Below are 20308 nucleotides of genomic sequence, written 5' to 3'. Positions count from 1 at the left end.
GCTTAAATGAGCGCGTTGGTAGAAAAACCCCGGATCCCGGGGTTTAATCCCTCGTCGTTATCCTGCTTCTGTGCCACCACCGCTTGAGCTACCGGTCCTTGTTGCCCAAATGTAGCCATTAAAGACTTAGCATCCCGTTCTAATGTTGCAACATTAGCTTCCAAAATGTTCTTATGCGCTTTTAATTTTTCGGGATTGCCTACCTCATCTTCTCGTTGCTGCATGTTGGTTTTTGCCAAAGATAAATCATCTTTTAGCGTTGTATTTTCTGCTTCTAGTGCAGCAACTGCGCTCATTAATTGATTACGTTCTGCATGACGCGCACAAATTGTTTGTGCGGTGCGGATTTCTGTTAGGTCAGATAAAAAATGGATGATTAAACTTTTTACAAAACCAGGGTTTGCATCCGCGATAAAAGTGATCCAAAATCCTGGTTCAGAGCGCAGGGGATTTTTATTTAATTCATTGAGCTTATCTTGTTTATCAAGTATTTCTTGAGCCTTAGCAGTTATTTTACCGGCTAGAGTAACCATTTCTCTTTTTGCCCGCGCCATTGCCTCTATTGTTTCAGAAACATTGAGCAGCGCTTTTTTAAATTCATAGATAATAGCTATCAAATCTTCATCGGTAAGCACATCTAAAATACAATAGTCTTCATCACTGTATTTAGCACCGTGTTGCGCTTGTTTTTCAGCCTTACTTAATCTTGCAAAAGCATCCTTACACTGACTAGCAATCGCTTCCTCCTCTAATCTTAGAATATTGCTTATCGCCTCGAGCATGCTCGCATGTGTTTTTTGATTATAATTATGAAGAATAGAGATAGTATGACTCATTGGGAACCTAAAAACACCAACTAAAGTGATCCATTTTAACACAAAAAGATTGATTATTGATACCCTGGGATTTCTGAAATCAATGTTGTCCTGACATAAAGATAGAAAATCGAATGACTCTAGTCTGGCGACTCGCAGCAGGATCTCATCTGGGTAGTCAGAAAATCCTGGTTGCAAGCAACCAGGCTACTTTTGCATGGTGCATTGGCTTTTGTTACCCACCTGCTTTGGGAGTAATCTGCGACCCTATATTTTCCTGCTGTGTTTCAAATTTTGTTTTCTCGTTAAATAATGTCCACTTAAAATCATGAAAATCTTGGAATTTTCCCTGAACAGCTGCCACAACATAGCCTATCCCTGTATATCGGGCCACAACATTACCTATAGATGCCATTTTGTCGGCAAAACTGCGATTTTCTTTTAAAATATTATTAGAAGAATGGTTTAAAATTCCGCTTATATTACTTTTAAAACTATCTAAAGAGGAATGAGCAAAACGACTTTGGCTTCTGAATTGAGAACATGCATTATCAAGATTTATTGCTGTAGCTAAAGCTGCATGTGCTTGTTGATATGAAATTGATTCTTTGGCTTTCCCATCTCTATCTAATGAACTAAAGGCCTTCGTTATCGCTTTATTGAGTTCCACATCCGCAAAAGATTTACCCTCTTTATACGATTTAAGTGCCTTTGAAAGTTCTTGTTTTGCTGGATTGTGCGTTACTTTCAGAAGCTCTTCCACACCTAGGATACGCAATTGTTTTGTTTCTGCTTGAATTGATTTTAAATATTCGTCCTTTTGCTCACTTACTAAATCTTTATAAAATCTAAAAGCCGTTAAACTCATACATCGAACCATATTCATATCATAAACGTAGGTGTTTTGACCCTCCTGATAATCTATAGCCAATGGTTTTAATTGTTGTTTTCCTAAATAGTGTTTTAAATCTTCTTTCTTGTGTACTTCTCCATATCGCTCAATAATTGCATTTGCAACATCTAACTGTTGTGCTCTGATTGCCTTGTCAAACAATTGCTCATCTTTTAAATAGCCTAAGGAAGCATTTTCTAAATCCTCAGCATCTAAAGTCTGAATTTGTTTTATTGCTTCCATAGGATCATCAGCAATCAGTTTAAAAATCTGTTCTAGTTTCTTTCTATCAGATGCCATTACAGCTCCAAAAAATAAACCTACCTATTTAATATATAGTACAAAAAATTAACAAATAGTTATTTTTTTCTTGAGCTAAACAAGTTCTAGCGCTTTAGTCATTACTTTAGCCTGGCTGCCTGCAGCTCGGGGCTCAAGGGTTCATGCTAGTAAATCCTGCTTGCAAGCAGCCAGGCTACCTGCGGGTGCAGGCGCATGGGGTGGTTATTAATTGGTTTTGAAAATAGGAGCAGTATTTTAACCGAAGGGCTGCCTTGCAATCGAGTCAAAATCCAGCTCATCTATAGCACGATCAGTAGCTGCAGCCTCTGCTGCCTGCTGTTGTTTTTCCGTGGATACCAAAGATGCGGCACTCTCGACTAATATTGGAACATTGACATCGAAAATATTCAGATGCTCTTTTAATTCACCGAGATTTTTTTCATTTTGATGAATGTCTGCGTCTGTCGAAGATAAACTTTTTTCTAGCTTTGCTTTTTCTGATTCTAGCGAACTGATTGTCTCGGCCAATCCCTGACGTTCCCTCGCTGGTTCTGCATGGCTATTGCGTATTATTTGTGAGGCCTGAACATTTTTCTCGGATACAAAAAGTAAGAGAAAACTTTTAGCTAAGCCTGGTTCCATATCTCCTATAGAAGCCATAAAATTGGTCCAAAACCCTGGTGCAGGAGGAAGGGGATTTTTATTTAATTGATCTAACTCCGCCTGCTTACGAAGTATTTCTTTGTTCCTAGCATTTATTGTGTTTCCCATATTAACACTTTGCTCTTTTAATCGACTCAGTTCTCCTCCATCCTTTTCCAGTGCTGCTATTTTTTTAGAAACTACATTCTGTATTTTTTGAAATGCATCAATAATCTCTAATAAATCATCATCGGTAAGAAGTTCTAAAATAGATTGTTCTTGTGTACAGGCTAGATTGGCATCATTTAGCTTTTTAAACCATTGATTTTTTTCAATCTGTTCATCTTCTAAGTCGATAATTTGTTTTAGAATTTGTTTTATGGCACCTTCAAGACGTTTTCTGTCTATTCCCTTCTCATCTGCAAGCGTAGAAAGAGTATCACTCATGATGGCTTCACCAAAATTAACCACTTAGATTAATTTTAGCACACAAATAATTAGTATTTATGACATGGCTGTTAACATAATAGATCGCCACCAAATAGCAAATAGAGTCCTATACTCAAGATACTAGGACATGCAAACAATGAGAAATTGAGAAGCTCAACATGGATGGAGATGGAGTTAACTGGAGATGGTTATGACAGAATATTGCATTCAAGCCGCTATGTTTCGTTTACCAATCCCTTATTTTGATCGTTTTGTGCATGACTTTTGGATTTTAAGAGAACTGGAACGAAATACAGTCATTGCGCAATTGCACGGACTTGCTACCTCAAGAAGCAATGGACATATAGTCCCTATTGGCTACAGTAGGGATCATAGTTTAAAGGCATACTGTATTGCGTATGATCCTCTGTTTGCCAATCAATATGATTTACCGTTAGCTACTTTTGCGCTCCCTATTCATGCCTATTTCACGGTGTATCAAAAAGAGGATTGTATGCAACATTGGTTACGCGCCATAAAAGCAGTGGAAGCAATTAACGATTTGGATCTTAATTATCCGTTCTGTGGCTTCACAATTCCCTTATCTGCAACCGTCAACAGCAACACCATCTATCATACGTTTGCACAAGTAATGGACGTCCCCTTACATGCTTTTGATGGTTTTTTCCATGTTGGGATAGAAGCATCTGTTTATGAACAAATTCAACATCGCTTGTAAAATAGCGGTAGCCTGGTTGCAAGCAACCAGGCCACTCTCATACCAAAACAGCAAACTTTAAAGCGCAATAACGTCTGTTTGTGAAGGCACTGAATAGATTCCCATGGTGTTTGTATCATTTGATAAAGTGACTGTCATTCCCAAGTTATTTGCGGGTAAGCCATCTATAAGTACATTAAAAGCACCAGTTAAAGGCGTAACTAAAAGCATGAAGGTTCCCGAAATCACGCCCCCCATAGTCCCTGCTTGATCCCCATTTGATTCGGGAATAATGGTTCCTGTATTACAACTTGGTGATGAATTAATTAATACCATGGGTACAAAATCAACACACATGAGCCAAGTGCCGATATTCATAAAAGGATTAGGAACACCCCGAGGAGGCATTTTACATATATCAATTGGGCCCGCAGTCATCACCTCTCCACCAATCATACACGCCATTGTCATATTTTTACCCCAACTGAACTTGTTTCGCCGCAATCTTTGCATCACCCTCGGCATGAATTTCCATTTCATCACAATCAATTCGGTAATTGTGTTTTACAATAGTTCGTAATCGGCCTAGAAATTGATGCTCCAGTTCATTTACCCATTGATAAACACGTAATGCCTGGGTATTAATCGTGTCACTAATTGTTTGTATATACTGACAAATCATCTTGAGTGATTGATAAGAGAATTTTAACTCTTCCCCACTAAAGTGGGCATGTTTCATCGAAAACTTACCATTAACACAATCAATATTGTGTAATGATGCATTTAAATTGATTGCATCATCTGCCATCAGACTAATCGTAGGAGCCTTAAGTTTTAAGCTGTTATCCTCGCCAACCACACTTAAATTCTCCCCCAATTTAAGCGAGAAAGCGGCTGATTGATGACGATGAATAATCGATAAAATATAATAATTATTTGCGTCTTTAAATAGTAACACTTCGTCATCAACTATAGGAGTTAATAAACACGAAAAAGCGGGCTGTGCACTAACCAAGTGTCCTTGGAGAAGCACATGGTAGGTATCATCTGAAAAGAATTTAATTTTTCCCTTCAGGATCTCACCGTGGGTACTTATACTGGTAACATCAGATTCAAGCATGAGGAACTCCTTAATTTTATGACCATTGTTCTGCTTCCAATAACTCTTGATTTGTTTGCAGTACGTTATCAAGAGCTACATGCTCCCAATTAACTCGAACTTCGGTAATATGATGCAAAGAGGCTAAATTTAAATTTGCCTTGGTAAAATTGCACGTCGTTAAAGAACTGTTATTGAATCGTGCATAACTGAGTTCGGCTTGTATAAAGGAGCTATCTCTTATTTCAGATTCCTCAAATAATGACTGCCTTAAGTCAGCAGAGTCAAAGCGACAATTTATGATCCTGGACTGATTAAAATTGCTTGGACTTAATCGGCACTGAGAAAAATCAACGCCCTCTAATTGGGTTTCCTGAAGACATACTGCAGTCAGGTCCATTCCTTTAAAAGTAGTTTGTTTTATAGTCGCTTTAAATAAATTGATGTGTTTTGTTTCTGTTGCTATCGAAAAATCTGTTCCTTGAATTTTCGCCTCAATAAATAAGCCTCTATGGAGGTTACAACGGTTAAATTGAATTTGATTCAATTCACTTGCTTCAAAATTTGCCGCGGTCAAGTTGACGTTTTCAAAGAGAACTGAAAAAAAATTTGAATTTTTTGCAGTTATTTTTTCCATATTGCTATCAATAAATTTACTCTCAGATAAATCACATTTTGAAAGATTGATTTTAGTAAGATTACAGTTTATGAATGCACAATTTTTAAGATCCTGGCCACGAAATTTGCTGTTAGAGAAATCTGATTCCGTGGCACATAGGTCAATGTAGCCCTCATTTGAGTTTAAATCAGTAGCAATCCAACTAGACTTGTAGCTTATCAGTTGATTTATTGTGGAGGAAATTATTGTACATAACTGCATCGTACATGATTCAAAAGTAACCTGTTCAAATCGACATTTTTCAAAAACAGATGCAACGAATAGGACATTTTTAAACACCACATTTTTAAATTGGACTTCCAAAAATACGGCGCGCCGTGATTCAATGCCTTCAATGGTTATCGAGTCCAATGACACTTTTTGAATTATCTCTTTTTGGGATAGTTTAGTTACTAATTCTTCAGCGTTCATAAAGACTCTTCTTTTTGTAACGAAATGTTTCTCACTAAGCAATCCAGAATTTTTACATTATTTTTCTGACAGTCTGTAAACGGTATGCTGTATAAATTGCAATGGTTAAATTCGATATTATCAAAAGTTGAACTATGAAAAACACCTTGAAAAAAATTGATGTCCTGGAAAATACTAGAGTCCACTTTACAATTAACAAACCTGAATTTTTTAGCATTACACGTGCTAAACATTGATTTTTTCACGATGCTATTAATAAACTGAGATGCATTAATATCACACCCACTCATAGAAATTTGTTCGTAATGGCCACCCAATATGGCTGCTTTGCGCAGATCACAATGCTCGAAATTGCTCGCTGATATATGAGTATGGTCATTACCACGCAAATTCGTAATCACACATTTTATAAAGTTGCCGCGAGTCAATTGTGCATTCATCAGGTTGAAACCAGACAATGAACAGTTGGAAAAAGTACACTCCGAAATATGTGTTCCTTTACAGCTTAAATGGTCAAAATTACTATCTTCCATTATTAGATTATCAATAGTACATTTCGTGAGTGAGAGTTTTGGGGCAATAATATTGTTCCCGTGCACATTGGATAGTTTTGTGTCCTCCATGTGTGCATGAGATAAATCAGCTTTAACAAAATTAGGATTGATCCAAACGCATTGATTAATATTCGCAAATTGCAGTCTTGCCTCAGAAAAATTGCACGAATCAAAAGTGCTGTCTGAAATATCGAGAAAATTGGCTTTTAGACCGACAAATAAGCTTCCATTAAACTGACAATTTTTAAGTTTGATGTAATTTAAAAAAGCTGAAGAAAAATTGCATTCTTTTCCTGAACACGCTTCGATCAGTGTTTTATGCAAATCGCTTTCTTTAAAATCAGTTCGATTTAAAACAGCATTTTTTATTAAAGCTTGTGATAAGTTGGCACCATCCAATATCGCTTCGGATAAATTGGTATTAATCATTGTTGTTGTTGATAGATTCGCTTTGCTCAAGCGGGTGCGATTCAAATTGCAATCACTCAAATTACAACCTGCTAAATTGATACCCGATAAATCTAAATCGGAAAAATCGATCCCGGACAAATTTTCACCGGAAAACTCTTTTTTCTGCAGGAAACCTTCGATTATATCTTCACGTGAATAAGTAGACGTTCCAACTTTTCCAGTTCGAAATTGAGTAAAGGCATTGGCTTTATCTAAGCGTACAAGTTGCTGTTTAAACTGTTCCGCCTTATGTAATATCTCAGCTTGTTTTGCTTCTGGAAGCGTATCATTGATGTTTTGTTTTTTTAGAAAGTCCAAATAATTTAAATGGGCTTGATTGATGTTTTGTTGCGTATTTTCAAACAAAGATTTATTAAACACCGGTACTGTTTGATTTCGATTTTTATAAAACTGTTCTACTTCCCGCAGGATTTCCTGTGGTGTTTTTCCTTTAAAAAAGTTCCCAGCGTCGATCTCTTCCAAGCTTTTGCCAGAGTGAAAAATTTTAGCCAGGTCTTTAAATTCTTTATCCAAATTCAATCCGAGCTTGGACGGGACGGCTGTTCGAGTTCTAGTTCGCGATTCTTTGGGCTGGATTTGTGCGGCCATTTCTTTTGTTTTATTACGTAGTTTAACGTAATAATCGATATCCTTTTTTGTTTCACTTAAGGGTTCACTAACGCTATAGATAAAATCAATGTCATTGGCCGCAATATCATTCGTATCAATCATACCATGCCAAATGAGGACTCCCGTTTCCTCATCAGGCAGTAACCAGAGCGTATCCAAATTCAGATTTAATTCGCTCAAACTCTCAGGACTGTCAATGCGTTTATAAAAACAACGTACACGTAAACCAGGCAGCTGACTTTTGATAATTGATTTTTCAGGATGCATATGGGTACAAGTAAATACTTCATCACCATTAAAATAATGCTCGCTTTGCTGATCTGGGGCAGCAAGGTTAAAATAAAGCCAATCAATATCCGCAGGATAATAAGGACTTTCATTTAATAACCAATCTTCGTTAAAGGTTCCGAACTTATCAAGTTGGTACTTGCACGTAGGTGAGCGAGGTAGTAATAAGGCAGGCAATGGGGCATCCGTTGGCTGTTTTATAAGGTGTGCAGGTATTTCAATATTGGGTGGCTTTATTTCACTATACGAGTCAGTTGATGCGATATACCCTTTGCCCTCGGGATTTATCTCATGTTCTTTGCCTCCAAAAGCATTAGTTAAAGTAATGGGGATGCTGCGAAAATTGTTGGGTTGGGATAGATGGTACTTTGATTCCATTCCCACCCATTGCCTATCGCCAAAAACGGTTAACTGTTTTTGCATATTACCCACTTGTATCGTTACAAAACTTTTACTCGTGTTGTCTTCATAGGTGTAACAAGAACCCTTGACAAAAAACTCCGCCCTTTTTTTGGGCATATATAAATCGATGAATTCGCCCTGACTCGAATTAAATGATTTTTTTGCAACCTTCCAAAAATCAGCATAACTCAGGAATTTTCCACTTTTTGAAAAAGAAAACATGGCCATGATGGTAATGGCTAATTTTGATTTGCCCTGATGGCGGTGGTTGAATGTAATAATAGTGTGGGGTTTATCTTTAAATATCTTCATCTTTGAAGAGTAGTCCTGATGCTGCACAGCAACTTTAAAAAGTTACTGACAAATATGATGCATGGAGAAATTATTGTCAATCTCATACTATTAAAGAACGTGTTATTAATTAATTAGCTAGGCTAAAAAAAGTACGCCATCTTGACAGCAACAAGAGGGCTTCGTTATTGTCATCACTGTTGTTACATAATATCTAATCCCCATCATAAGTCCTAACGATTTCAAGGGAACAGGAGTCTTAATGAAAACCCAAATAGTGATGCCTAAACTAGAAATTCCAGGTGTGAACCAGTCAGAAATAATTGTTTTGGAATTCGAGGGTAAGCAAGCTATTTCTGAGTTATATCAGTTTAAAATAGAATTTGTGAGTAAGATTTCAATTCAGGCAAAGCAAGTCATTAATCAAAAAGCACAATTAATATTTGCTAAAAAAGGAAGTGGCACTACTCCATTGCATGGGGAGGTCGTATCCTTTACACAGCTTGACGGGGTCGATAATTATCACCGGTACAAAATTAATTTAATGCCGAAAGTTCATCGCCTGCAACAGACCAAACAAAATGAAGTTTTTCTTAAGAAATCGATCCCCCAGATTATTAAACTAATATTAGATAAACATGGAATTTCTCGAGTTAAATTAGATTTAATGACAGAGCATAAACCGAAAGCCTTTGTTTTTCAGTATAATGAGATTGACTGGGATTTTATTTCACGCTGGATGGAGTATGAAGGTTTATTTTATTATTTTAGTCAAGATGAAAGTGGCGAAACACTGGTCATAACAGATAACAATTCAACTCTGAAAAACAATCAGGATATAGATGAAATTTATTATCAGTCTTATACCTCGGATAGTGAAAAAAAATCCACTGCAAATTTAGCTTACAATTTTCAATTGACTACTGAAGCACAACCGCAAAAAGTCACAGTAAAGTCATATTTTCATGAGCAATCATCAAAACTCTATTCCTCTAAAGCAATAATTGATGAGCAAGGTAGTGGTGAAATATTATTTTGGGCAGAAAACGTCCGAAGCAATAAAGAGAATCAGCAGATAGCGAAATTTATTAGTGAAAGTTATAAATGTAAAAAAGAGGTTTTAACGGCTATTTCTTCCGGCTCACTCATTATTCCAGGGACTATAATTCATCACAAAAATTTCAAGATAGCTTCATTAAATAAGCCTATGTTGATTGTTGAAAGTATTTATAGTGGTTCACAAAAGCGCTCGTTCACATCCCTTCACTCAGGAGAGGAGCACTCTCCTAAGGATTATTTTAAATGCGAGTATCGGGCAATTGATAAATGCCTTGCTTATCGGCGGACTATTCAGAACCGCATCCCGCGTATTACCGGCATGCTACCCGCTTTTATTGATCATGAAGGAGATGAAAATACGGTACAAATTAATAAAAAGGGAATGTATAAATTTCGTTTTCCAACGAGTGATGATAAACCTGGAAAAGGCTCTGCGTGGACGCGAAAAATGGAATCGTACATTGGGGATCAATACGCACTTAATATGCCGCTTCGCAAAGGTGATGAAGTGTTAATCGGATTTCAATATGGTAATCCAGACTTACCGATTATACTTGGCTCGGTTAGTAATTCTACGCATCGAAATATCATTACCGCCAATAGCCAAAATTATTTGGGGTTATACACCAAAGAAAACAACATGTTCATGATAAATGAGCAGGATGGTAAAACAAAAGGTATGCAATTTTCGACTAATAATAATAATACGACTATGGTACTAGGTACTGATAATATATTTGATTCACAATTAGACGCAGGATATACCCTCAGAACAGACAATAGCGTCTGCCAGAGTATTGGAAAAAACTCTGTTACTGATATATCGAATCATAACGTGACAAGCATCGGAGGAGATAATATTACGAGTGTTAAGGGAACCACTTCGAATACCATTTATGGAGCAGATTATTACACGTGTTATGGCATGCGCTCTGCCACAATAACCGGGCTCGATTTTATCTCAAGAACTGGTGCGATAATCGAATCTACATCTGGTTTCCAAGTAAAATTAACTGGTGGTTGGCGATACGAACAAGACACCTCGACGAGCTTGAAAACAGCACCAGTTATTATGCAGGAAGCTGAAGTATCAATTGCACTGACAGTGGGTGAATCGTCAATTACCATCACTGAAGAGGGAATTACAATCACTGCCCCCACTATTGACCTTGTATCAGAAGCTGCCATAACCTTGACAACTGATGCGACCATAAATTTAGCAAGTACCGATGTAAATATATTGGGCAACATATCTGGTGGGCCTATGCTGGAGCTAGGGATGGCAGGGGGAGAAGGGGCGGCACCTGCGATGAGTGCGGCACTAATTCAAGCTGTAGCAGAGGCGGCAACAAATGCTGCAGAAAGTGTACCTTTGATAGGGGCAGCTATGGGGGCGTGGAGTGCCGCCAAAGAAGAGATTACACTCGTAGCGGATACGTTTGTTGAACTAGGGAGTAGTTTTAAGGCAGAACTGCAGCCTCTAATAGGGAAAGCATCGGCCGTAAAGGAGAAAGTAACGGGGGGAATAAGGACTGTAGATGAGTCTGTTATTACACCAATAACATCTAAAGCAGGTTACTTTACATCGTTAGCGAGTCAGTCCAAACTATTAGGTCCAGGGCTTGGAATCCCTAAAGAGGTGACTAGCGAAACTGAAGATAACTCATAAATGAGTGAGGGCTCTGTAATTTTGACATGCTCAAGATTTATATTCAATTTCATCAGCTTAATAAGTAGAATAATTTTGCAATTTTTGAGATTTATGCTAGCTTTAATTAATATTAAGAAAGATTTTTTTATTATAATGAACCCGATTTATTAAGGATAAAAAATGACGAACAAGGAACAATCTGTCGCTCCAAAGGAACGTATTAATATAGTTTATAAAGCGCTTATAGAAGGGGTTGAAGAGGAGATTGAGCTTCCTTTACGACAACTCGTTCTCGGGGAGTTCTATCCTAGCGGGAACAATACACCTTTAGAAAAACGTCGCACCGTAAATATCAACAAGGACAATTTTAATGATGTGCTCAAAGAACACCACATTAAATTAGCTCTTCGTGTAGCGAATCGTTTTAGCAAAAACAAAGATGATACCGTAAGTGTCGATTTAAAATTTGAAACGATGAGAGACTTTGATCCTGATGGAATCTTACATCAAGTGCCACAGTTACAAAAACTATTTGAGATACGAGAGGCATTAAAAGCACTAAAGGGGCCGCTTGGAAATATTCCTGAGTTTCGACGCAGATTGGATGCTATTGTTAAAGATTCTGCCGCTCGCGAGGAACTCATCAAGGAAATCAAGGACAAAAAATAAGCCAAAATAGAGTTGCAGGATCAAGGAGACAGCCATGGCTGATGCACAAGATAATGCTAAGAAAAAAGAAGAAAAATCTCTGAAAGAATTATTTGCCGGAACAAATATTACAGCGGATGAAGAGCAATATGCCCTCACTCAGAAAGGTCTACTCGCATTTATAGATAATATTGTTGAAACGAAACGCACTGATGAAACAGTGACTCCTGCTTTAGTGGATGACATCATCGCACTTTTGGATAAACAACTTTCTGCACAAATGGACGAAATTCTCCACAATCCTGATTTTCAAAAACTCGAATCAGCATGGCGTAGTTTAAAATATTTAGTGGATCGCACCGATTTTCGTGAAAACAGTTTGATTGAATACATACATGTATCAAAAGATGAATTGTTTGATGACTTTATTGATGCCCCTGAAATTCCCAAATCCGGTTTATACAAACAAGTGTATACCAAAGAATATGGACAATTCGGTGGTAGACCTTATGGTGCCATCATTGGTAATTACTCATTTAACCCAAGTTATAAAGATGTGACGCTACTCAGGAATATCGCCGCTGTTTGTGCTATGGCTCATGTTCCTTTTATCTCCGCAGCAAGTCCGGATTTTTTCAACATCAAATCGATGTCTGAATTGCCTCATTTAAATGATATCGAAGCAATCTTTGAAAGCCCTGTTTATATTGCTTGGCATAGCTTACGAGAGTCTGAGGATGCTCGTTATATAGGATTGGTTTTACCGCGCTTCATGTTACGTATGCCCTATGGTAAAGATACTTATGGAGTTCGCTCATTTAATTATGAGGAAGATGTAAGCTCCGGTGAAAATGCTTTTTCGTGGGGAAATAGTGCTTTTGCTTTTGCTGGATGTTTGTCTCAGAGTTTCGCCAAATACCGTTGGTGCGTCAACATTATTGGCCCACAAGGTGGCGGTGCTGTTGAAAACTTACCGTCTTATTTTTATGAAGCAATGGGTGAAATTCAAACCAAAATTCCGACTGAATTACTCATTTCAGAACGGCGTGAATATGAATTGTCCGAGCAAGGATTTATTCCACTCACTATGCGCAAAGGGGCTGATAATGCTGCTTTTTTCTCAGCAAACTCAATCCAAAAAGCAAAACATTTTCCAGATACCCCTGAAGGAAAAACAGCACAAACGAATTATCGATTAGGAACACAGTTCCCTTATATGTTTATTATTTGCAGACTGGCTCACTATTTGAAAGTGATACAACGTGAAAAAATTGGTCTCGCTAAAGAGCGCGATGATATAGAACGTGAATTAAATACCTGGATTAATGGTTATGTTGTAGATATGGATAACCCAGTTCCTGAAGTTAGAGCCAAAAAGCCATTAAGGCTTGCTAAAGTGAATGTTGAAGATGTTCCTGGTGAACCTGGATGGTATAAATGTGTATTAATTGTTCGGCCTCATTTTAAATTCATGGGTGCTTATATCACGTTACAATTAACAGGTAGTCTCGATCTTAAACAAGGAGAATAAAAGTGGCTTCAAATGAAAGTGAGGGACATGATATAGCCGTGTTACCTATGTTACCAGACTCTGAGATTGCAAGAACGCAGTATAAGCTCATGGCAAAAATTACCACTCAAGCCTCCGGAGTCGTGAAAGGCAGCAGTACTGTCAAAGGCTATGAGGGATGGGTAACGCTTTTAGATTTTAAGCAACGCATCACACGAGCATTCGATGCACAAAACCAACTGATTGGCGTTCCCGATTGTAAATATTTTCGCCTCACCGGGTTATGGGATCAGGCAGGAGTTGTACCCCATACTCAAAGTATCTTCACAGGCGAAGAAATAAATTCTGCCATTATTCATTGTTTACGCTCCAGTGCTTCAGGAGAAGTTGAGGCAGCGGTTGAAATTACTCTGGAAAAAGCCAAAGTATTGGAAGTAGATTACGCCTACTCTCATCCAGCAGGCCCTCTATTCATTGTGGACATGCGTCCTACTGTCTATAAAGTGATGGATAAGAAAAACAACCAAGAATTTGGTTGGGACTTAACTAAATTAATGCGAGTTGGTTAATGAGGAAAGAGCGTTTAACTGAACGAGTTCGTCGCTATGCTCGTCAAGGGGCTCTTTTATCAGCCAGGTTGGATTCATCCATACTGATTGAATCAGTTCGTAGTCATATCGAAAAAATATTGTCCACAAGACAAGGTAGCGTGCCCATTGATAAGGAATATGGGCTATCAGAGTTACCCATGCTTGTGGAAGATTATTCTTTTGCATATCAAGACGAATTAAGAACTCATTTGGAAGAGACCATTCTTCGTTACGAACCACGTTTAGGCTCTGTTCAGGTGTCTAAAATTTTAATTGACCCAAGCCAACAAATTATTACTTGTAATATTGCAGGGCAGTTAAATAAGTCATTTGATAGCCTCGATGTTTATTTTACTACTATTTTAACAAGCAAGGGTCGCGTGCTTGTTACGTTGTAACTCTAAGAGCCTGTTCAAAAGTCTTTTAGCTTGAGGCGGAACGTCGTAGCTGGGTGAAGGCGAAGTCGTAACCCAGGTTCCGAAGAGGTTCCGCTGTGCTGCACTCTAGGCTACAAGATAAAAGACGTTGAATAAGGCTCTAAGGTAGAAATATGATAATTGATTATTACCAAAACGAATTAAATAAAATAAGAAAACTCGCTAGAGAATATGCCGAACACTATCCTGCAATCGCCCCACTGCTAAGGGAGCAAAGCACTGATCCTGATGTTGAGCGCATTCTAGAAGGAGTCGCTTTTCTTACCAGCCAAATACAAATGGTCATTGATGAAAAATTACCTGGAATGGTCGATGATTTAACCCAATTATTTTTCACGCTCTATTCAAAACCCGTACCCAGTACTTCAGTCATTCAGTTTATACCTAAAAGTAACTTAGGCGAGGCGCTTTTAATTCCTAAAGGAACGGAGTTGGCCTCTATTCCTATTAACGAAGTGAACTGTCTGTTTCGTACCACAGTACCCTTAGTCGTGGAACCGGTCACTATTACAGAGATTAATTTTCAAGATTCAGTGAGTGGTGTAAGTCAGTTTGAAATCAATTGCCATCTTTGTGGCATCACCTTAAAAAATTGGCAAGCCTCCTCACTGCGCTTTTTTATTAATCAAAATTTGCAAGACGCGTGTAATACCTTTTATCTACTCCAAAGATATGTTAGTAGAATTACAATTGAAGCCCCAGGAGAGGAAAAACTGGTTTTATCTCCAGACTATTTGCAGCCTTGTGGTTTTGATAATGAAGAGGTTTTATACCCACTGGCCTCTAACGTTCATCACCCACATAGGGTTTTATATGAGTACCTCCATCAACCCTATAAGTTTCTATTTCTGCGTTTAGACGGCTTAGAACGATGGAAAAAAAATACCGATGGATTTGATTTTAAAATCAATTTTGAATTAGAAGAAGTACCTCCATGGATGGATGGCTTAGACAATTTACAATTGGAATTGCACGCCGTCCCCATCATTAATTTATTTGCTCATCATGCTGAACCTATTTTTCTCGATCATAAGCAGCCTGACTATCAAATTGTTCCCAACAATGATTTTGGCGAAAACTATGCCGTATATGATGTAAAAAAAGTCACGGGGTATCGTCAGCAAGAAAGAAAGCTTATTGAGTACGATCACTTATTAAACTTTAACCAAGAATTAAATTTAAACTACAAATATACGTATCATCATAGACCGTCAGTCACTGGACCAGGGCGAAATACCTACATTAGTTTCTTTTATGATTTCAATAAAGGGTTTCCTGTTGATGAAACCTTATCTATAGAACTCGTGTGCAGCAATGGTGCGTTACCCAGACTCTTAGATAAAGGAGATATTACACTCTCCACTGACAGCTCACCTGAGAATTTGGCTTATACGAATCTTATCCCTCCCTCTTCGTTCTTAGTCCCAACGTATGATCGGGCCTTAATATGGAATTTCCAATCCTTATTAGCACTTAATTTGTTGCAAATACTGGATAAAAATCGCCTGCGACATCTGTTTAATTTATATCTCTATGAGAAAGGAGAAAATTATCAACTGAATATGAGTCGAGTAAAAGGCATTGAAAATATCGTTGTTAATAAAGCGCGTCGTCTCTACTATGGAGAAATGATCGCAGGCTCTCATATTACGCTAATTTGTGACCCTGATTGCTTTAAATGCATTGGAGATATGTATTTATTTGGCTGTGTGTTGGATGCTTTTTTTGGATTCAATGCCCCAATCAATACATTCACTCTATTGCATATGCAAAATTCTAGAACTAAAGAGGTATGGAAATGGCAACCGAGGTTGAACAATCCGAGCTTAATATCTTAGAAAAGCTATTAACTCAACCTAAAAGCTTTAATTTTTACCAAGCAATTCGTTTGATTGGTCATCTCGTATCCTATGAAACAAAACACGGTGGATTAAAAGGAAAATTAGATATCATTCCTTTATTAAGCTTAGCCTTTCCAGAAACCGATATTCATGAAATTCAGCATTATAGTGACTCAAACCAGTTTATCCTAATTGCCACTTTTTTTAGTTTATACGGGACAACCTCTCCCCTCCCCACTTTTTATACAGAACAGCTCATCCAAGATAATGATCTGGATTCAGATGAAGTGAAATGTTTGCTGGATATCTTTCATAAGCGACTATATAAGATGCTTTATCAAGCATGGTCCAAAAATAGAATATTTGAGCAATTTGCAGAGCATCATGATGCCATTTATAGGGAAGCCCTGTATGGATTTATCGGATTAGCAGGAAAGGAGCTGCGACAAGAAATACCTCAATATAATTATTTGCTGCGCTATTCCAGTCACTGGGTTTCTGATCATAAATCCATTTGGAGTCTAAAAAGTCTATTAAATGATTATTTCAAAGTGCCGATTAATGTCTATTCATTTTTTCGCTCAGTACAAGATATACCCGAAGAGCAATATTGCCTTTTGGCTAAGGCAAATCATCATTTAAGCCAAACTGCGTATCTGGGCAGTCAGTTTAAATCAAACAGTAATAGTTTACTCATTTCTATAGGCCCTTTAGGTACTGATGCTTTTCCTACTTTTTTAGCAAATACCGCAAACATAAATCGATTAAAATTACTCCTCCAACTTTATGTCAAAGAACCTTTCTCCTATTTTATTGAAGTCATTTTAGATAAAGGTAGTTTCAAACCGATACGATTAGCCTACGAGACAACCAGTATTTTGGGTGTGGTCAGTTGGTTATCGCCACAAAAAGATATTGAGATGTTCAAAGTGCGATATTGGTTAAAATAATTGCGTGATTGTTTGAAAATTGTGCGACATTTTCCTTGCTGATACCCAGGACACTCAGAGAAACATAGTAAGATTTAAGAACTTATTGTTTTCCTTAAGAGTTCTGATACCATGGAAATAAATATTCGCTTTGTTGCTATTCGCCTTAAAAGGACTATATCATGAACCTCATACGCAGGACATGGTGAACAAATTTTGGGGATCGCGTAACAAAGAAGGTCAACAAACCTAATTAACGCAGATGTTAAGGATAATAAAATTAAAGTCATGCTAAGAATAATAATTTGTCTCTTCATGCTCATTATAGGTGGATGCACAACGGGGGGAAAAGATAAAGAGCCTCAGTTAGCAAGCAGCTACCAAGATAATGCCATCCTTATTCGTGCAATAGCCAGCAAAGACTTAAATATATATGACCATAAAAGACATACACTAAAGTTCGCTGTAGTCCAGGTAGAAAAAATAGATGACGTGCAAAGCAAAATAGTTACTGCAGAAGGAATTAGTCAATTACTTGATGCAGATACTGAAGCGAATAACACCAGGCAAACGGATAAAAAAATACATATCCAAACTTTTTTTATCGCCCCAGGCATGACCCAAACCTTTACAATCGCACGGATGGCAGAGGCAAAAAAAGTTCTTGTCGTTGCAGGATATTACAATTTAACAGCCGCTGGGGTAGTTCGTGTCTACGAAATTCCAGTATTTAATAAGTGGAATCCGCTTACATTTTGGAAAAAAACAAGACAGATGGGGCGACTTGGTATTTATCTTGAATTTGGATCACGCGGTATTAACTATACTGAAAGCTCCACAAAAGCATCAATAATCACGAAAACAAGAAATCGTGTGTCCTTAAAAAAATATTGGGATAAATAAATATGATTTGGAATACGCCGATAGATTGGGAACATGGGCTTTTTTTACAACCTCAACACTTTCAATATACTGAGATCAACCAACATTATATTCACTCGCAATCATTACGCTATCAAACCCCATACTTTTGGGGATTTACTGAATTGGAAGTCAATGACAAATCCTTTAAAAGCGGTATTTTCGATGTAGAAAAAATGGCATTTTTTTTACCCAGTGGTGAGTTTGTTGAGGTGGATGTAAATGCCAAGTTTTTACCCCGATCATTTAAATCAGATTGGCCTACAAACGCAAACTCGCTGAAAGTATACATTGGTGTTAAAGAACTTTCGAAAAATGTGGCGAATGTAACGACTGTCGAGAATCTAGAAAATTTAAATAGTGTGGGTACGCGTTATATTAGTTGTAGTGCAGGAGATGAACTTCCAGATTACTACCACCAAGGTGCACAAGCGCATTTGCGGTCCTTGTTTTATGTTGTAAAATTATTTTGGGAATTCGAAATTGAAAATACGCACAATTATTCCATTATCCAAGTAGCAGAGTTGCGACGGGCTAATGATGAAATGTATTATGCCGCTGATTTTTATCCTTCATGTGTCAGCATTAATGCACACAAAAACTTAATGGCATTACTCAACCGCATTCAAAATGATTTAGTGAAGACAACAAGCAAATTGGAGAAATTTAAACAACCAATTGATACATACAGTACCCATGTTGATAACAGTAATTTTGCACGTTTATTTTCACTGCGGTCATTATTACAAAATGTTGCCGTAGTGGAACATTTTCTCAATGCCAAAATCGTCCATCCTTGGCAAATATATGGCCTATTCCAACGCCTGATTGGAGAATTAAGTTTTTATTCAACCGAAATTAATTTCTTTGAGGGTGGTAATGGAACTATTTCCGCAATACCTGTTTATGATCACAGCGACCTGAGTAAAAGTTTTAAGTTAATCGAGGCATTGATTACCAAGTTGTTAACGCTTATTACTGCCGATCCGGATCGCATTCGTCGGATGGTCAAAGAGAAAAATCATTATTATGCAGATCTCGGTAACAGTTTTATCCAAAAAGACAGAAGTTACTTCTTGGTGATTTATGCACAAAATGATCAAGACGAAATTGCGGAAATGATTAAAGATTTTGGCAAGTTATGTGCCTATTCAGAAATTGAAAATTATATAGATTTTGCATTACCCGGAGCACCTATCACCAGACTTCTCACCGCCCCCGAAGGTGTACCCAAAGGAGCGAATTGTCTTTATTATCATGTTGACCATAAGTCAGTAATGTGGTCAAAAATCGAGATGGAACGAAAGGTTGCATTTTATCTAGGGAAAACACCAGTAGACATAGTAATCGATGTTGTTGCTGTAGGAGGATAAAATGAATCTGCAAACCATTTTTTATGATTTATTCAAATACGTTTGGGATTTAAATGTAAATCAGTTTGCGACCGTTAGTTATGATGATTTCAGAAGCAAAGTAACTTTTTTAATTGCTGAAATTAAAATGAAGGAGCATGAAGTTGATAAACATAATTTAAATTCAGCGTTATTTGCGGTTTGTGCCTGGATTGATGAATTAGTACAAAAATCAAATTGGGTAGGCGTGAGACAGTGGCAAGATAAATTATTACAGGCTGAATATTTTAATACAACGAGTGCTGGTGAAGAGTTTTTTACGCGTTTAAGCAAAATCCCCAGCAAACAAGATGACTTATTTAGAATCTATTATCGATGCTTGGTTCTCGGATTTGAAGGCGTTTATCATAAACCTGTTGATAAGCCTGACTTGCTAAAGTATAAAAATTTTGCCCTAGAACAATTAAGTCACGGGTTTAACATAGCGAACTATCCCGATGATTTTGTTGCATTCCCCATGGCTTATAAAAATGATAATTTACAAGTTATTCCCCCGAAATTAGATCAATATCGAAGTTTTTTGTGGTGGTTGTTACCTATTCCAGTGATTTTAATAATATATTTCTTTTTTTATTTTGTAATTAATAATACAGTTACTAACTATTTACATTTAATTAAATAGGGCCTGTTTTACATTTTGCTAGCTTGAGTCAAAATGACTTGATTTTCGAGCACCGAAGCGCAACATACATCAAGTATGTGAGCATCGGAACACAGGGAATCAGGGC

General features: G+C 37.4%; 18 protein-coding genes. 11 read left to right on the top strand and 7 right to left on the bottom strand.

Translation table 11 applies throughout. The features are described 5' to 3' along the window. Nucleotides 1-2 precede the first annotated feature (2 nt). From BGO44_RS15555 to BGO44_RS15545, 3 genes are all read right to left on the bottom strand, one after another. Nucleotides 3-836 (bottom strand): hypothetical protein, encoded by an 834-nt coding sequence (locus BGO44_RS15555; protein WP_273201315.1) that lies wholly within the window; start codon nucleotides 834-836, stop codon nucleotides 3-5. Between the two features lie 214 nt (nucleotides 837-1050). Continuing rightward, nucleotides 1051-2007, bottom strand: a complete 957-nt coding sequence (locus BGO44_RS15550) for a hypothetical protein (RefSeq protein ID WP_273201313.1) — start codon at nucleotides 2005-2007, stop codon at nucleotides 1051-1053. A gap of 237 nt (nucleotides 2008-2244) precedes the next feature. After that, on the bottom strand, nucleotides 2245-3078 hold the full coding sequence (locus tag BGO44_RS15545) for a hypothetical protein (protein ID WP_273201310.1): 834 nt from the start codon (nucleotides 3076-3078) through the stop codon (nucleotides 2245-2247). A gap of 193 nt (nucleotides 3079-3271) precedes the next feature. Between BGO44_RS15545 and BGO44_RS15540 the strand changes: the two genes are divergently transcribed. After that, on the top strand, nucleotides 3272-3799 hold the full coding sequence (locus BGO44_RS15540; RefSeq protein ID WP_273201308.1) for a hypothetical protein: 528 nt from the start codon (nucleotides 3272-3274) through the stop codon (nucleotides 3797-3799). Between the two features lie 57 nt (nucleotides 3800-3856). Here BGO44_RS15540 and BGO44_RS15535 read toward each other — a convergent pair whose 3' ends face one another. The 4 genes from BGO44_RS15535 to BGO44_RS15520 are packed head-to-tail and all read right to left on the bottom strand — an operon-like array spanning nucleotide 3857 to nucleotide 8603. Continuing rightward, nucleotides 3857-4249, bottom strand: a complete 393-nt coding sequence (locus BGO44_RS15535; RefSeq protein WP_273201306.1) for a PAAR-like domain-containing protein — start codon at nucleotides 4247-4249, stop codon at nucleotides 3857-3859. A gap of 4 nt (nucleotides 4250-4253) precedes the next feature. Beyond that, nucleotides 4254-4898 carry a DUF3540 domain-containing protein gene (locus tag BGO44_RS15530; protein WP_058511107.1) on the bottom strand — a complete coding sequence of 215 codons (645 nt, stop codon included), beginning with the start codon at nucleotides 4896-4898 and terminating at the stop codon, nucleotides 4254-4256. A 16-nt stretch (nucleotides 4899-4914) separates the two neighbouring features. Beyond that, entirely contained in the window at nucleotides 4915-5967 is a 1053-nt protein-coding gene (locus tag BGO44_RS15525) for a pentapeptide repeat-containing protein (RefSeq protein ID WP_273201304.1), read from the bottom strand. Continuing rightward, nucleotides 5964-8603 (bottom strand): DUF2169 family type VI secretion system accessory protein, encoded by a 2640-nt coding sequence (locus BGO44_RS15520; RefSeq protein ID WP_273201302.1) that lies wholly within the window; start codon nucleotides 8601-8603, stop codon nucleotides 5964-5966. Before BGO44_RS15520 ends, BGO44_RS15525 begins: the two co-directional genes overlap by 4 nt. A gap of 241 nt (nucleotides 8604-8844) precedes the next feature. Here BGO44_RS15520 and BGO44_RS15515 point away from each other — a divergent pair, with 241 nt between their 5' ends. The 10 genes from BGO44_RS15515 to BGO44_RS15470 all read left to right on the top strand — a co-directional run bounded on the left by BGO44_RS15515 (nucleotide 8845) and on the right by BGO44_RS15470 (nucleotide 20202). Then, complete coding sequence (locus BGO44_RS15515; RefSeq protein ID WP_058511110.1) at nucleotides 8845-11310, top strand: type VI secretion system Vgr family protein; 2466 nt, start codon at nucleotides 8845-8847, stop codon at nucleotides 11308-11310. Between the two features lie 162 nt (nucleotides 11311-11472). Next, entirely contained in the window at nucleotides 11473-11961 is a 489-nt protein-coding gene (gene tssB / locus BGO44_RS15510) for a type VI secretion system contractile sheath small subunit (protein ID WP_273201300.1), read from the top strand. Between the two features lie 34 nt (nucleotides 11962-11995). After that, on the top strand, nucleotides 11996-13471 hold the full coding sequence (tssC, locus tag BGO44_RS15505; RefSeq protein WP_058511112.1) for a type VI secretion system contractile sheath large subunit: 1476 nt from the start codon (nucleotides 11996-11998) through the stop codon (nucleotides 13469-13471). 2 nt (nucleotides 13472-13473) lie between these two features. Beyond that, nucleotides 13474-14019 carry a type VI secretion system tube protein Hcp gene (locus tag BGO44_RS15500; protein ID WP_058511113.1) on the top strand — a complete coding sequence of 182 codons (546 nt, stop codon included), beginning with the start codon at nucleotides 13474-13476 and terminating at the stop codon, nucleotides 14017-14019. Further along, nucleotides 14019-14438, top strand: a complete 420-nt coding sequence (tssE, locus tag BGO44_RS15495; RefSeq protein ID WP_058511114.1) for a type VI secretion system baseplate subunit TssE — start codon at nucleotides 14019-14021, stop codon at nucleotides 14436-14438. The genes BGO44_RS15500 and tssE overlap by 1 nt, the downstream gene beginning before the upstream one ends. A gap of 152 nt (nucleotides 14439-14590) precedes the next feature. Next, complete coding sequence (gene tssF, locus BGO44_RS15490) at nucleotides 14591-16315, top strand: type VI secretion system baseplate subunit TssF (RefSeq protein ID WP_058511115.1); 1725 nt, start codon at nucleotides 14591-14593, stop codon at nucleotides 16313-16315. Beyond that, nucleotides 16276-17268 carry a type VI secretion system baseplate subunit TssG gene (gene tssG / locus BGO44_RS15485; protein WP_273201297.1) on the top strand — a complete coding sequence of 331 codons (993 nt, stop codon included), beginning with the start codon at nucleotides 16276-16278 and terminating at the stop codon, nucleotides 17266-17268. The genes tssF and tssG overlap by 40 nt, the downstream gene beginning before the upstream one ends. 267 nt (nucleotides 17269-17535) lie before the next feature. Then, on the top strand, nucleotides 17536-18150 hold the full coding sequence (locus BGO44_RS15480; protein ID WP_083503949.1) for a type VI secretion lipoprotein TssJ: 615 nt from the start codon (nucleotides 17536-17538) through the stop codon (nucleotides 18148-18150). A 2-nt stretch (nucleotides 18151-18152) separates the two neighbouring features. Beyond that, a complete protein-coding gene (tssK, locus tag BGO44_RS15475) occupies nucleotides 18153-19541 on the top strand; it encodes a type VI secretion system baseplate subunit TssK (RefSeq protein ID WP_058511118.1) in 1389 nt (462 codons plus the stop codon). Nucleotide 19542: 1 nt separating this feature from the next. Continuing rightward, entirely contained in the window at nucleotides 19543-20202 is a 660-nt protein-coding gene (locus tag BGO44_RS15470; RefSeq protein ID WP_058511119.1) for a DotU family type IV/VI secretion system protein, read from the top strand. Nucleotides 20203-20308 lie beyond the last annotated feature (106 nt).

The organism is Legionella sp. 39-23, from assembly GCF_001897665.1.
Lineage (GTDB): Bacteria > Pseudomonadota > Gammaproteobacteria > Legionellales > Legionellaceae > Legionella > Legionella steelei.
This window is presented reverse-complemented; position numbering and strand designations above follow the sequence as displayed.